11 protein-coding genes are annotated in these 13064 nt (G+C 61.5%); 5 read left to right on the top strand and 6 right to left on the bottom strand.

What is annotated here, in order from left to right; all coding sequences use genetic code 11:
* Positions 1–101: 101 nt before the first annotated feature.
* Entirely contained in the window at positions 102–1145 is a 1044-nt protein-coding gene (locus AGR7B_RS05030; protein WP_065654125.1) for an ABC transporter substrate-binding protein, read from the bottom strand.
* Positions 1146–1435: 290 nt separating this feature from the next.
* On the opposite strand from AGR7B_RS05030, the gene AGR7B_RS05025 reads away from it, so the two are divergent.
* The 4 genes from AGR7B_RS05025 (at position 1436) to AGR7B_RS05010 (ending at position 7352) form a co-directional block, all read left to right on the top strand.
* Positions 1436–2995 (top strand): VOC family protein, encoded by a 1560-nt coding sequence (locus AGR7B_RS05025; RefSeq protein WP_080856175.1) that lies wholly within the window; start codon positions 1436–1438, stop codon positions 2993–2995.
* A 111-nt stretch (positions 2996–3106) separates the two neighbouring features.
* Positions 3107–5857, top strand: a complete 2751-nt coding sequence (locus AGR7B_RS05020) for a DUF2339 domain-containing protein (RefSeq protein ID WP_161987830.1) — start codon at positions 3107–3109, stop codon at positions 5855–5857.
* Complete coding sequence (locus tag AGR7B_RS05015; protein WP_080856174.1) at positions 5854–6498, top strand: HD domain-containing protein; 645 nt, start codon at positions 5854–5856, stop codon at positions 6496–6498. The genes AGR7B_RS05020 and AGR7B_RS05015 overlap by 4 nt, the downstream gene beginning before the upstream one ends.
* Positions 6499–6509: 11 nt before the next feature.
* A complete protein-coding gene (locus tag AGR7B_RS05010; RefSeq protein ID WP_080856173.1) occupies positions 6510–7352 on the top strand; it encodes an MOSC domain-containing protein in 843 nt (280 codons plus the stop codon).
* A 117-nt stretch (positions 7353–7469) separates the two neighbouring features.
* Here the strand turns inward: AGR7B_RS05010 and AGR7B_RS05005 are convergent, their stop codons facing one another.
* The gene (locus tag AGR7B_RS05005; RefSeq protein ID WP_080856172.1) at positions 7470–8204 is read right to left on the bottom strand and encodes a class I SAM-dependent methyltransferase; all 735 of its coding nucleotides are present in this window, start codon (positions 8202–8204) and stop codon (positions 7470–7472) included.
* 181 nt (positions 8205–8385) lie between these two features.
* Between AGR7B_RS05005 and AGR7B_RS05000 the strand changes: the two genes are divergently transcribed.
* Entirely contained in the window at positions 8386–9600 is a 1215-nt protein-coding gene (locus AGR7B_RS05000; RefSeq protein WP_162934057.1) for an MFS transporter, read from the top strand.
* On the opposite strand, the gene recO is transcribed toward AGR7B_RS05000, so the two are convergent.
* From recO to era, 4 genes are all read right to left on the bottom strand, one after another.
* Entirely contained in the window at positions 9601–10380 is a 780-nt protein-coding gene (recO, locus tag AGR7B_RS04995) for a DNA repair protein RecO (RefSeq protein ID WP_080856171.1), read from the bottom strand.
* A 69-nt stretch (positions 10381–10449) separates the two neighbouring features.
* On the bottom strand, positions 10450–10827 hold the full coding sequence (locus AGR7B_RS04990; protein ID WP_065654133.1) for a response regulator: 378 nt from the start codon (positions 10825–10827) through the stop codon (positions 10450–10452).
* 136 nt (positions 10828–10963) lie between these two features.
* Positions 10964–11716 carry a Crp/Fnr family transcriptional regulator gene (locus AGR7B_RS04985; protein ID WP_065654134.1) on the bottom strand — a complete coding sequence of 251 codons (753 nt, stop codon included), beginning with the start codon at positions 11714–11716 and terminating at the stop codon, positions 10964–10966.
* 344 nt (positions 11717–12060) lie between these two features.
* Positions 12061–13011: a GTPase Era gene (gene era, locus AGR7B_RS04980; protein ID WP_162934056.1), complete on the bottom strand. Its 951-nt coding sequence runs from the start codon at positions 13009–13011 to the stop codon at positions 12061–12063.
* Positions 13012–13064: the final 53 nt, after the last annotated feature.

Raw genomic sequence — 13064 nt, 5'->3', positions numbered from 1 at the left:
CAGCGCCAGCGATAGACCGAGAGCTTGCCCCCCTCATCCCGCTGCCGCGGACTTCTCCCAGGCGGGGAGAAGAAGCATGCCGCACCTGCTCACTTCGTCCATTACGGAAGCATGCGTTCTTCCTTGGCCGGCAGATAGGTCGCGTCGAACACCTGCTCCGCCTTGACGTTGCCCTTCAGGCCAAGAGAAACTTTCAGCGTCTCGATGGAGGCGGAAAGCCGGGCCGGATCGACGCCGCCCATGCCGTTTTCCACCACATAGGGCGTCTTGATATTCATGCTGTTGGCCATGTTGAGGCGTTCAAGCTCGATGGCGCTGTCGAGCGTCTCGTTACGCTTGAGCACGGCCGCCACGCCCTCTTCCGGGTTCTTGACGGAATCGGCGAAGCCCTTGGCCAGCGCTTTCAGGAAGCCCTTCACGGCATCCGGGTTTTTCTCTGCGAAATCAGTGTTTACCAGCACCGCATTGCCATAGAGATTCAAGCCGTGCTCGGCCATCAGGATGGTCGAGATATCGTCATCGGCGATGCCCTGTTTCTTGAGGTTGAGGATCACCGAAAAGGCAAAGCCGAAAACGGCGTCGACATCGCCCTTGGCGAGCATGGGTTCACGCACCGGAAAACCGATCGATTCGATCTTGATCTTGCTGTCATCGAGACCTGCGACCTGCTTGAAGGCGGGCCATTGCGCAAAAGCGCCATCCGGCGGCGGCGCGCCGAGCTTCTTGCCTTCCAGCGACTTCGGATCGCCGGTGACGCCGAGCGACTTGCGGCCCACCACGGCAAAGGTCGGGCGCTCATAGACCATATAAACGGCCTTGATCTTCTGGCTCGGATCCTCGTCGAGGAACTTCATCACCGAGTTGATGTCGCCGAAGCCCATCTGGTAGGCGCCGGTCGCCACGCGCGGAATGGCTTCCACCGAGCCGTTGCCGCTATCGATGGTGACATCGAGACCTTCAGCCTTGAAGTAACCCTTATCGAGCGCCAGCAGGAAACCGGCAGCGGGGCCTTCGAACTTCCAGTCGAGCGTGAATTTCACCGGCGTTTCGGCCCGCGCCTCGACGACCGGCAGCGAAAAACCAGCGGTCACACCGATGGCGGCAATGGTCAGAGCCCTGGTCAACAACCTGCGCGTTAAAATCATCTATTCCCCCTGATGGTTTTGTTGGATTGGTTGCATAAGACCCAATTCCAGCCCTCAAGGCAAGATAAAATTGCATACAAAATAGCCGTTATTTTGTATGCTTATTTTATATGCATAAACGGGCGCAGGGCAGGCAAAAAGCCGGCATTTTGCCCATCGCGCATGCAACGAAGCGAAAGCGGGATCGTTCACGCAGAGAACACAGCGTTCTCATTTGCCGGGGTTGCGGATCAGGGGCAGCGTGCGGCAAATAGGGCCACGAACAGCAGGCGAAACAGCGGGACGGCAAGATGAATTCTGCACTGGGCATACACCACATCACCATGATTACCCGCAAGGTGCAGGCGAATGTGGACTTTTACGCCGGCTTTCTGGGCCTGAGGCTGGCCAAGCGCACGGCCGGTTTCGAAGACGCTATGCAGCTGCACCTGCTTTATGGCGACGATATCGCTTCGCCCGGCTCGCTTCTGACATTTCTCGTCTGGGAAGATGGTGGTCAAGGCCGTGTCGGCTATGGCCAGACGCTGGAGATTTCCGTGGCCATCGATCCCGCCGCCATCGGCTTCTGGCTGACGCGGGCACTGAAATTCGGCATGCGGGCGGAAGGCCCCTCCGATGAGTTCGGCGCTCCGGTCATCCGGCTGAAAGATCCTGACGGCCTGATCGTCAAGCTGGTCGGCACCCACGCCTTTGCCGATGCGACGCCGCATGTGACGGACGATATTTCCGCGCAGGACGCCATTCGCCGCATCTATGGCGCAACGGTGCTGAGCGAAGTGCCGGAAGAAACCGTGGCGTTTCTGGAGAAACATTTCGGTTACCGGCAGGAAAGCCAGGCAGGCGCAATCCGCCGCCTCGTTTCCGAAAGCGGCGACATTATCGATGTGCGCGACGCAACCGGCTTCTGGTCCAGCGCGCCGGGCACCGGCACTGTCGATCATATCGCCTTCCGGGCCAAGGACATGGACGAGCTGAACGCGGTTCATGCCGGGCTGAAATCGCTGAATTCCAGCACCACCAATGCCCATGACCGCAAATATTTCCACTCGCTCTATGTCCGCGAACCGGGCGGTGTGCTGATCGAAATGGCGACCGACGGGCCGGGCATGACCATGGACGAACCGTTGGAATCGCTGGGGGAAAAACTGTTCATCCCGCCGCTCTTCATGAAGGACGAGGCGGATGTGCGTGTCGCCCTGCCGCAATTTGCAATGCCGGGCGAGGAGCGCATCGTCTATCGCGACCTGCCCTTCGTGCACCGTTTCTATACGCCCGAGGAGCCGGATGGCAGCACCATCATCCTGCTGCACGGTTCCGGCGGCAGCGAAACGAGCCTGATGCCGCTCGCGCACCGGGCAGCGCCGCGCGCCACGCTTCTCGGCGTGCGCGGCCGCAGCACGGAGGAGGACATCGCCCGCTGGTTCCGCCGCAATCCCGATTTCAGCTTCGACCAGAAGGATATCGTCTCGGAAGCGGAAGCCTTCGCCGCCTTCGTGGAGGGGGCGATACGGTCCTATGGTCTCGACCGTTCGAAACTGAAGTTTATCGGCCATTCCAATGGCGCAAATTTCTACGCGGCCTTTGCAGCACTTTATCCGGAACTTGCCGGAGACGCCCTGCTCTATCGCCCGATGCCGGTTCTGGAAACATGGCCGCAGGCTGATCTTTCCGGCCGCAATGTCCTGCTTGTGGCGGGAGAACGGGACAAATATCTCGACAAGGCTCACGAATTGCAGGGCCGGCTGGCGGCGAGCGGAGCAAGAGCTGAGATGGAAACGGTTGAGGACGGGCATGAGCTCGGGGTTGCCGATATCGAAGCGGCGCGGCGCTGGCTGGCGGATGTTTCCTGACACGGCGGGAGGGCGTGTGCCACCCACTCGCCACCCAGCCATTCATCAACCGGGCCTTGCATAAATTCACCAAAAGGGCTTTAAAAACAGCTTCGTAATTGGAGAGTCCGTTTGGAAATCCCGCTGTTTATCCTCGCCCTCGTCGCGGCCTTCATCTACACGCTGGTCGCGAGCATCCGCAACTCAAGTCGAATCAAGTCGCTGGAACGGGAAGTTCTCAGTCTCAAGCGGCTGATGGCTGCGGGCGTGACGTCTCCTGCGGCGGCGCAGGCGGAGAGCGCGGAAACCACGGCAAAACCGGATTTCGAGGCGGAAGAGAAAAGCAGGGCGACTGCGGAAGACGCCTCCGAACCCCAGGAAGCCGCCGCCATCGCGCAGGCGGAAGACCCCGTCAGCGAGGAAGCACCTTCCGCTCCTGCGAGCGATACGGCATCCGCTCCGGCGACGAAGGAAAGCTTCGAAAGCCTGCTCGGCGCGCGCTGGGCCGTCTGGGCCGGCGGGCTGGCGCTGGCGCTCGGCGGTATTTTCCTCGTCAAATATTCGATCGAATCGGGGCTGCTCAGCCCGGCGGTCAGGCTGTCGCTCGCCGCCATTTTCGGCCTCCTCCTCGGGCTTGCCGGCGAGGCTGTCCGCCGCAAGGCGGTGCCGGGCATCGCCGCCACCTATTCCAACGCCATGATACCGGGCGTGCTGACGGCGGCCGGCGCCTTGACGCTGTTCGGCGTGGTTTATGCGGCCTATGGCATTTATGGCTATATCGGCCCCGGCGTGGCTTTTGGCCTGCTTGGGCTCGTCGCCTTCGCGACCATCGGGCTTTCGCTGCTGCACGGGCAGGCGCTGGCCGGCCTCGGCCTTCTCGGTTCGATGCTGACGCCGGCGCTGATTTCTACCGAAACGCCGAATATCTGGGCGCTCTTCCTGTTCCTCACCATCTCCTGGCTGGCAACAGCGGCCGCGGCGCGCAGGCAGGGCTGGACCGTGGTTCCCTCTCTCGCCAATGCCGGCCTCGGCTTCTGGGCGCTCGGCTATATCGGCTTTTCCGAAACGATCAGCGCCGAACCGCCAACGCTTGCCCTGCTCGTCATGCTGGCGGGAACCATATTGCTCTGGCCGGGCAAGGCATTCGACACGCCGCCTGCCGAGGCCGGCGAAACCGCCGCTCCCGAGCGGCGCGCCATCCGCGCCCTGCGCCTTCTGCTGCGCCCGTCGCTCGCTCTCAATCTCACCGTGTCGATGGCCGTGATCCTGCCGGCCATGGGTTTCCTGTTTGCCGATGGCGGTATCGACACCCATCCGGCACTCATCGTTTCAGCGCTCACCGCCGCCCTTGCGGCCCTTGGCGCCGCCCGCCACTATGCGGTATGGCCCGCCATTATCGCAGCGCTCGGCGCGCAGGCTGCCGTGTCGCTGATGTCGCGGCAGGGCATCGACTTCATCGGCCTTATCAACGATACGTCCGTGTCCCTTCCGCCCGTATCGGTCGGCTACACGGCGGAAATCGCCATGGCGCTCGGCCTCGGGGCTGTCTTCGTGCTCTGCGCCTTCTCTTTCCTGAAACGCAAAGGCGCTGAAGATGCGGATTTCGCCCAGCTCTGGGCCGGTATCGCAGCACTTTTCCCCGTCTGGCTCGCCACCTCAAGCTTTGTCGAATACGGCAATCTCGGCCGTGACTGGCTGCACGCCGCCTATGGCCTCGGCCTTGGGCTGGTGTTGCTTGCGGGCGCCGAGTGGCTGCACCGGCAGAACAACGAGGCCTATCGCAAGCCGCTGAACATCCTCGTGCTCGGCTCCTTCGCCGCCTTTACGCTTTGCCTGCACACGCTGACGCAGGGGCTTGCGACGACCGTGCTGCTCTCCGTCATCGGTTTCGTTTATGTGCTCGCGACACGTTACCGCAACTGGGATGTGCTGCCCTGGGTGATGGCCGTGGCGAGCGTTGCCGTTCTCGGCCGCATCGCCTGGGAACCCACCATTGTCGGGCCGCAGAACCTCGGCACCACGCCGGTCTTCAACGCGCTTCTGCCGGGTTACGGCATTCCCGCACTGCTGGCTGTCGCTTCGGCATGGCTGCTGCGCGACTGGCCGGGGGTCAGGGCGAAGAACTTCCTGCAGGCAATTGCCAGCGTCATGGGGCTTCTCGCCGTCGCCATCCTCATCCGCCACGCGATGAATGGCGGCACGCTGGATGACAGCGTGCCGACGCTTGGCGAACAGTCGATCTACACGCTGCTGACCATCGGCTTCTCGGGCGTCTTGATGACGCTGGACCTGAAGAGCCCCAGCCCCGTCTTCCGCTACGGCTCGATGATTGCCGGCGTGATTGCCGTCATCAATGTGCTGACGATGCATTTCTTCACGCTCAACCCCTATTTCACCGGCGAAAATACCGGCAGCATCCCGTTCCTCAACCTGCTGCTGATCGGCTACCTGTTGCCGGCGCTCGCCTATGGCGGCCTTGCCTATTATGCGCGCGGAAAACGTCCGCCGCCCTATGTCAGCATGCTGGCGGTGGCAGGTGCGGCACTCGGCTTTGCCTGGGCCACGCTTTCGGTGCGCCGTTTCTGGCAGGGCGAGAACATTGCCGACTGGAAGGGCTTCCTGCAGGGCGAGACCTATAGCTATTCGGTGGTCTGGTTGCTGATCGGCGTCTTGCTTCTCGTGCTCGGCTCACGCTTCAATGCCCGCAGCCTGCGTCTTGCATCGGCCGCCTTCGTGCTGATCTCGGTTGCCAAGGCCTTCCTGATCGACATGAGCAATCTAGAAGGTGTGCTCAGGGCCCTGTCCTTCATCGGTCTCGGCGCGGTGCTGATCGGCATCGGCCTGTTCTACCAGAAAATCCTCACCCGGAAGCCGCAGGCATGATCGCGGCCGAGGCTTTCGCGCCCTATGCGGCGCTTGCGCAGGATTTGATACCGCACGCCGCCGATACGGGCGACGGCTCGCATGATCTTGCCCATATTCACCGCGTCTTCCGCAACGCCATGCGCATCCATGCGGGCGAAGGCGGCGATGGCACCGTGCTGGCCGCCAGCGTGCTGTTGCATGATTGCGTGGCGGTGGAGAAGAACTCGCCGCTCCGCGCGCAGGCCTCACGGCTGGCTGCGGAAAAAGCCTCGGGCATTCTCGAGTCTCTCGGCTGGCAACAGGCGGATATCGACGCCGCCGCCCATGCCATCACCACCCACAGCTTTTCCGCCAATATAGAGCCGCAGACGCTGGAGGCGAAAATCCTTCAGGACGCCGACCGGCTGGACGCCATCGGCATGGTGGGAGCGGCGCGCTGCTTTTATATTGCCGGACGCATGGGTTCGGCTCTCTACGACCCGGTCGACCCGCTGGCGAAGGAGCGGCCGCTTGACGACCGCGCCTTTGCCATCGACCATTTCGAAACCAAGCTGTTCAAGCTGGCCGACGGCTTTCGCACCGAGACGGGCCGGCAGATGGCCAAGGCCCGCCATGAGCGGCTGAAACAGGTGCTGGACCTGTTTCTCGACGAAATTTGAGGAGACCCGAGATGCGTGTGACCGAGCTAAACATCTATCCTCTGAAAAGCGCGCGCGGCATTCCCCTCTCCGAAAGCACTGTTTCGGCAGAAGGCCTGCCGGGCGACCGCCGCGCCATGCTCATCGACCCCAACGGCCATTTCATCACCCAGCGCGAATTGCCGGCAATTGCCACGGTTCTGGCCCGGCACAAGGATGGCGGCATGGTGCTTTCGCGGGAAGCGAATGGCGAGGTTCTCGCAAGACCTTCCGGAGAGCGCATGGATGTAGCGGTGTGGAAATCGATCGTCAGCGCCAATATCGCCGATCGCGAGACCAACGAGGCGCTCTCGGCATGGCTGGAGCGCGAGGTGAAGCTGGTGTTCTTCGACGACGCCTCGAAACGCATTGCAAGCCTGGAATGGACCGGCAACGAAACGCCCGTCACCTTTGCGGACGGTTACCAGATCCTCGTCACCACCACCGCCTCGCTTGCCGCGCTGAACGACAATATGCGCGCCAATGGCGAGGACGCGGTCGGCATGGAACGCTTCCGGCCCAATATCGTGCTTGATACGGACGAGCCATGGGCCGAGGACCGCTGGGCGGCCATCGAGATCGGCGGCATTCGCTTCGATCTCGTCAAACCCTGCGCCCGCTGCATCATGACCACACAGGACCAGACGACCGGATTCCGCGATGTGCCCTCCCCCATGAAAGCCATGGGCCGCATCCGCATGTCCGGAGACCGGCGCGTGCCCGGCCCGCTGTTCGGCTGGAACGTGACGCCGCGGGGCGAAGGCAGGCTGTCCGTCGGTGATGTAGCGAAGGTGATCGAGGAAAGGCCGGAAGGCTGGGCGATCAAGCGGCGGTAAGCTACTGGTTCGGTCAAAACCGAACCCACAGCCCACGGTGCAATGTTTAGGCTGGCGCACCCTCTCTCCCTCACCCTGTGCTCGTCACAGGAATGAGTAGACGGAGGGGTCATCGCCTCACGGCTTGCGCGCCCCGACGATCAGGAAAATCGGGCGGCGATCTTCGTGCCTGAGTTCCGGCCGCTCGGCCATCAAAGCGGGATCCGGTCTCGGTTCCGCCAGCCGCTTCAAAATGAATCCGGCGGCCAGAAGACCGTTGAGAATGCCTGACACCGTGCGGTGATATTTGACCACATCGTCCGCCATCCAGTTGGAGTGGCGCACGCCCTCGCTTTGATAGTTATCGAGCGGCCAGTGCAGGATTTCGCCATCCTCGCCATAAAACCAGTCCTGTTTTTCCAGCGCCGTGAAAACGGGATGTTCGATGGAAAAGATGAAATCGCCGCCGGATTTCAGCACGTTGAAAATCTTTTCGAATGCCATGTCGAGATCACGAACGTAATGCAGGGCGAGAGAACTGAGCACCACATCGAAACTTTCCTGCGGAAAATCGATGTCTTCGATAGCGGCTCGACGGTATTCGATGCCGGGCCCGCCATTTATCTCGGCGGCACGGCGCAGCATATTCTCCGACAGATCGACGCCAACGATATGGGCCGCCCCCTGCTCTGCGGCATAACGGCAATGCCAGCCGAAACCACAGCCGAGATCGAGAAAATCCGTGCCTTTCAGCTCCGGCAGCATGGCGCGCAATTCATGCCACTCGCCGGCCTGACGCAGACCTTCCACAGAGCGCGGCATGGCGCTATAGCGCTCGAAAAACCCGGGATCGTCGTAGATATTCTGTTTCATCGTCGTCTCTCCGGTGGCCGGCATGCGAGGGCATTCCATCAATCCCATGAATAGTGGCCGTCAAGAAAAGTCGCTAGTGGGACCGGCTGACAAAAGATAATATTCATCCCATCGTAGCGGAATCTGCGGCAAGCCATGTCCCTATTTTTTTGGGACGCGGCGCCGCGATGGGGGAATATTCATGTCGCAAGCCACACGCCAGACCATGCCCTGGCTGATTATCGCCGCCGGGTCGCTGATCGCGGTCATGACCTTCGGCCCCCGTTCCGCCATGGGCTTTTTCCAGCTGCCGATGCTCGCCGATACCGGCTGGGACCGTTCCACCTTCGGTCTCGCCATGGCCCTGCAGAACCTCTTCTGGGGGCTCGGCCAGCCCTTCTTCGGCGCCATCGCCGATAAATACGGCACTGGCCGCGTGCTGGTGCTTTCCGGCCTGCTTTATGCCGCCGGCCTCATCTGCATGTCCTTCGGCACCTCGCCCTTCTGGCTGCATTTCGGCGGCGGCGTTCTCGTCGGGCTCGGCATTGCCGCCGGCTCCTTCAGCGTTATCCTTTCGGCCTTTGCGCGCCATGTCACGCCGCAGCAGCGTTCGCTCGCCTTCGGCATCGGCACCGCGGCGGGCTCAGCCGGCATGTTCCTGTTCGCGCCGATCAGCCAGGGCCTGATTTCCACCTATGGCTGGTCGGACAGCCTCGTCTGGCTTGCCGCGATGATGATGCTCGTGCCGCTGCTCGCCTTTCCGATGCGTGGCAATTCCTCTTCCGGCAGCCAGTCGCAGGCGCAGTTCCAGCAGACGGCGGGCGAGGCGCTGAAAGAAGCGCTCGGCCATAAAAGCTACCTGCTTTTGACCACGGGCTTTTTCGTCTGCGGTTTTCAGGTGGCCTTCATCACCGCGCATTTCCCGGCCTATCTCGGCGATATCGGCATAGAACCGCGCTACGCCGTCATCGCCATGGCACTGATCGGCTTCTTCAACATCATCGGATCGCTTGCCGCCGGCGTCATCGCCCAGCGTTATTCGAAGCCCTATCTGCTGGCCTATATCTATCTCGCCCGTTCGGTTGCCGTCACCGCTTTCCTGCTTCTGCCGCAATCGCCGCTTTCAGTCATCATCTTTGCGGCCGTCATGGGCATCCTCTGGCTTTCCACCGTGCCGCCGACCAATGCGCTGGTGGCGATCATGTTCGGCACGCGCCATCTCGGCATGCTCGGCGGCGTCGTGTTCCTGTCGCACCAGATCGGCTCGTTCCTCGGCGTCTGGCTTGGCGGCTTCCTTTACGACAGGCTGGGTTCCTATGATCTCGTCTGGTGGCTGGGCGTCGGCATGGGGATTTTCGCGGCCATCGTGCATTGGCCCATTCAGGAGCGACCGGCTCCGAGGCCTGCAATGGCCTAGTCAGACGGCCTTATCGAGGGCGGGCGGCATCGCCCTGCCCTCCTTCGCCCTGCGCTCAAGCGCCTTCAGCGCCGCCTGCACGAAACCGTCGCGGGCGGCGTTTTCGTTGAGGCCACGCGGATCGTAGACATGCCGGTTGAGGAAATGAGCGGTGAGGCGGAAAGCAGCCGCGAGGCTGTCAGGATCGGCGGCCTTCGACTGGCCTTCGCTTAAGAAAGCCGGAAGCGACAGCATCCGCTCCGCATAGGGCGCGCCAGCCGTGCGGCAAACCGCCCTGCCCGTTTTCGGCGATACATAGATGAGGTCGGTGCGCAGCCCCGTCGCCGCGCATTCGGTGAGATCGAGCCCGAAACCGAGTTCGTTCAGCACCGCCAGTTCGAAGCGCACGAACAATTCCCCGGCATCGACGGGGTCATGCAGATTGTCGAGAATGATATCCAGCGCCTGATAGAGATGCGGGTGCGGATCGCGCTCCGGCAGAAGCCTGAGCAACGCGCCCATGGCCTGCACACCATAAACGGCGGTCGCTGTTTCCATCAACTGCGCAGCGCGCAGTTGCAGCGGCTCGATGCGGAATTCACCCAGATGATCGTGGAGGCGCGCCCGCCAGATGACATCCACCCGGTTGCCCGCCTGTAGCACAGGCTGCATGCTGCGGGAACGGCCGGAACGCACCAGCCCCAGATGGCGGCCACGCGAAGGGGTCATCACCTCGGCGATGACACTCGTCTCGCCGTGGCGTTTGACGCCGAGAATGATTGCCTCTTCCTGCCACTGCATGAAACGCGTCCGAATTTCGATTCAGGAGTTCGATTCAGGCCCGATCATACCCGATCTGGCGGCAAAACGTTATTCTTTTACGGCACCGTCAACCACGCCGACGAGGTTGAGAACGAAATCGATAATTTCGTTTTCCCCGAAGGGTTTGCCGAGCAACGGCGCGTGCGTGAGATCTTCCGGAAAACCCGTCGTGTCACCATAACCGCTGACGAAACCGAAGGGAATGCCCGCATCGCGCAGCCCGCGCGCGAAATCGTAGCTCTTCCCGTCGGTGAGGCTGACATCGAGAAGCACGCAATCGGCGCCGTTCTCTTCGACAGCCTGCCTCGCCTGCGCAAGCGTGGTGGCGATGGCGACGGATTCCACCCCCATGGACTGGAGAACCGCTTCGACATCGAGCGCCACCAGATATTCATCCTCAACGATGATAACCCGTTGTGGCACCATATGTTTTCTTCTTCCCAAAAAGAGGACCGCACGGCTCGAAGCTGCGGTCTCCGACATGATTCTCCCGTCAGATAACACGACAGGAGTCGCAAATTGCGGCTGCGCCGTCATTTAAAAAAGACATGTCAAAGGAAGATCAGATGAAGGGCCTCTGCCGCTTTTCATCGCTTTCCCAACCCGCCACATTGGTCAAGCCGGCATCGTCCAGCACCAGACAGCCCTTGTCCGTCCAGCGGATGAGACCGCGATCGACGAGCTTTCTCAAGGTCTTGTTGGTGTGAACGATGGACAGGCCAAGCGTATCGGCAACGTGTTGCTGGGTAACCGGGATCGGTGTTTCGCCGGGGATGAGGTTGACCGCTTTCGCCTTGCGATAAAGAAACGCGATCAGATAGGCGGCGCGTTCCAGCGCGGTGCGGCGGCCGATACTGAGGAGATGGTTGTCCAGCATGCGTTCCTCGCTCGCCGCGATCCAGGTGAGGTCATAGGCAAGCGTTGGGTGATCGGTGAAGAGATTGTTGAGGCGGGATCGCTCGAAGACGCAGAGCGTCACCGGCGACAGCGCCTCCACCGAATGCTGCATTTCCCCCATCACCGTGCCCTGAAGACCGACGAGATCGCCGGGCATGACATAGTTGAGGATTTGCCGCCGACCGTCCTCAAGCGTCTTGTAACGGAAAGCCCAGCCCTGCAGAACGGTGTAAAGATGGGCGCTGTGCGAGCCTTCCATCAGGATGACGGAGCCGCTTTCCACCGCAAGTTCCCCCGTCTTGAAACGCGAGACGAAATCCAATTCGGAAGAGGAAAAATCCCGGAAATGCGGCAGGTCGCGCAGGGGACATTGCTGGCACGGAGTGGTGGAAATTCCGTTCGGTTTTTTTGGCGACATGAATATCCATCATCGAAAAAGGTTGCGCCCAATTGTTTTGGAACAACCCGCCCGAAGGTATTCGGTTCCCGATGGTGAGTGAAGATATTCAGTTCGTTCCGGGATTGCGTCGCGCCCCGTCTCGAACACAAAAAAGCGAAGGGCTTGGGCAATCTCGACGTTCGCGTTGGTTCGCGACATTTCCCGCCCGTCATTCCGGCCTTGAGCCGGAATCCAGTCGACGCGCGTCGGCGCGGCGAGAGGCCCTCTTTTCAGCCCAAGGACTTGGGCTGGCTGGATTCCGGCTCAAGGCCGGAATGACGGAAGCGGGTGTGGTTTCGCGCCGCGCATATCGTGCCTGCGCGTTACCCCCGCGGGAACTCCAGTCCCATTTCACGGAAGCGCTCGGGGTCGTCGCCCCAGTTCTCGCGCACCTTGACGAACAGGAAGAGATGCACCGGCTGCTCTAGGATTTCCGACAGCTCCTTGCGCGAGGCGGTGGAGATGGCCTTGATCGCATCGCCGTTCTTGCCGAGCGCAATCTTTTTCTGGCTGTCGCGCTCGACATAGATCACCTGCTCGATGCGCACGGAGCCATCCTTGCGTTCTTCCCATTTTTCGGTCTCGACATGCGAGGCGTAGGGAAGCTCCTGATGCAGGCGCAGGAACAGTTTTTCGCGGGTGATTTCGGCTGCGAGCTGGCGCATCGGCAGATCGGAAATCTGGTCTTCCGGATAATACCACGGGCCTTCCGGCAGTTCGGCGGCCAGATAGTTCATCAGGTCGTCGCAGCCCGAACCGTTGGTCGCCGAGATCATGAAGGTGCGGTCGAAAGCGACCGTCTCGTTGGCGGCGGCGGCGAGTTTCAGAAGGTCTTCGCGCTTCACCTGGTCGATCTTGTTGAGGCAGAGGATCTTCTTCTGCGGGACATCCTTCAGACCTTCGAGGATGGTTTCCGCATCGCCCTTCAGGCCACGTTCGCTGTCGATCAGCAGCAGGATGAGATCGGCATCCTTCGCGCCGCCCCAGGCGGAGGTGACCATGGCGCGGTCCAGCCGGCGGCGCGGCTTGAAGATGCCGGGCGTGTCCATGAAAACGATCTGGGCGTTATCGTGAATGGCGATGCCGCGCATCACGGCGCGCGTCGTCTGCACCTTGTGGCTGACGATCGAAACCTTGGCGCCCACCAGACGGTTCACCAGCGTCGACTTGCCGGCATTTGTGGGGCCGATGAGGGCCACGAAGCCGGAGCGGGTCGGAAGGGCTGCATCTTCGCCAGTCATGGCGGGGTTTTCGTGATCGGTCATGATATCCATTCAAGGTCAGAGGTATTCAACATGCGGAAAAAGGGCCCGTCATGCGCTCGATG

Origin of the sequence: Agrobacterium deltaense RV3, from assembly GCF_900013505.1 — a bacterium.
Lineage (GTDB): Bacteria > Pseudomonadota > Alphaproteobacteria > Rhizobiales > Rhizobiaceae > Agrobacterium > Agrobacterium leguminum.
Note: the sequence above shows the minus strand (reverse complement) of the source record. Positions and strands in the feature narration are given on the sequence as shown.

Excerpts from the sequence above, each read along its gene's own strand:
- AGR7B_RS05010 (WP_080856173.1), top strand. The coding sequence starts at position 6,510 with ATGCGTGTGACCGAGCTAAACATCTATCCTCTGAAAAGCGCGCGCGGC.
- AGR7B_RS05005 (WP_080856172.1), bottom strand. The coding sequence starts at position 8,204 with ATGAAACAGAATATCTACGACGATCCCGGGTTTTTCGAGCGCTATAGC.
- AGR7B_RS05030 (WP_065654125.1), bottom strand. The coding sequence starts at position 1,145 with ATGATTTTAACGCGCAGGTTGTTGACCAGGGCTCTGACCATTGCCGCC.
- AGR7B_RS05015 (WP_080856174.1), top strand. The coding sequence starts at position 5,854 with ATGATCGCGGCCGAGGCTTTCGCGCCCTATGCGGCGCTTGCGCAGGAT.
- AGR7B_RS05000 (WP_162934057.1), top strand. The coding sequence starts at position 8,386 with ATGTCGCAAGCCACACGCCAGACCATGCCCTGGCTGATTATCGCCGCC.
- era (WP_162934056.1), bottom strand. The coding sequence starts at position 13,011 with ATGGATATCATGACCGATCACGAAAACCCCGCCATGACTGGCGAAGAT.
- AGR7B_RS04985 (WP_065654134.1), bottom strand. The coding sequence starts at position 11,716 with ATGTCGCCAAAAAAACCGAACGGAATTTCCACCACTCCGTGCCAGCAA.
- AGR7B_RS05025 (WP_080856175.1), top strand. The coding sequence starts at position 1,436 with ATGAATTCTGCACTGGGCATACACCACATCACCATGATTACCCGCAAG.
- recO (WP_080856171.1), bottom strand. The coding sequence starts at position 10,380 with ATGCAGTGGCAGGAAGAGGCAATCATTCTCGGCGTCAAACGCCACGGC.
- AGR7B_RS04990 (WP_065654133.1), bottom strand. The coding sequence starts at position 10,827 with ATGGTGCCACAACGGGTTATCATCGTTGAGGATGAATATCTGGTGGCG.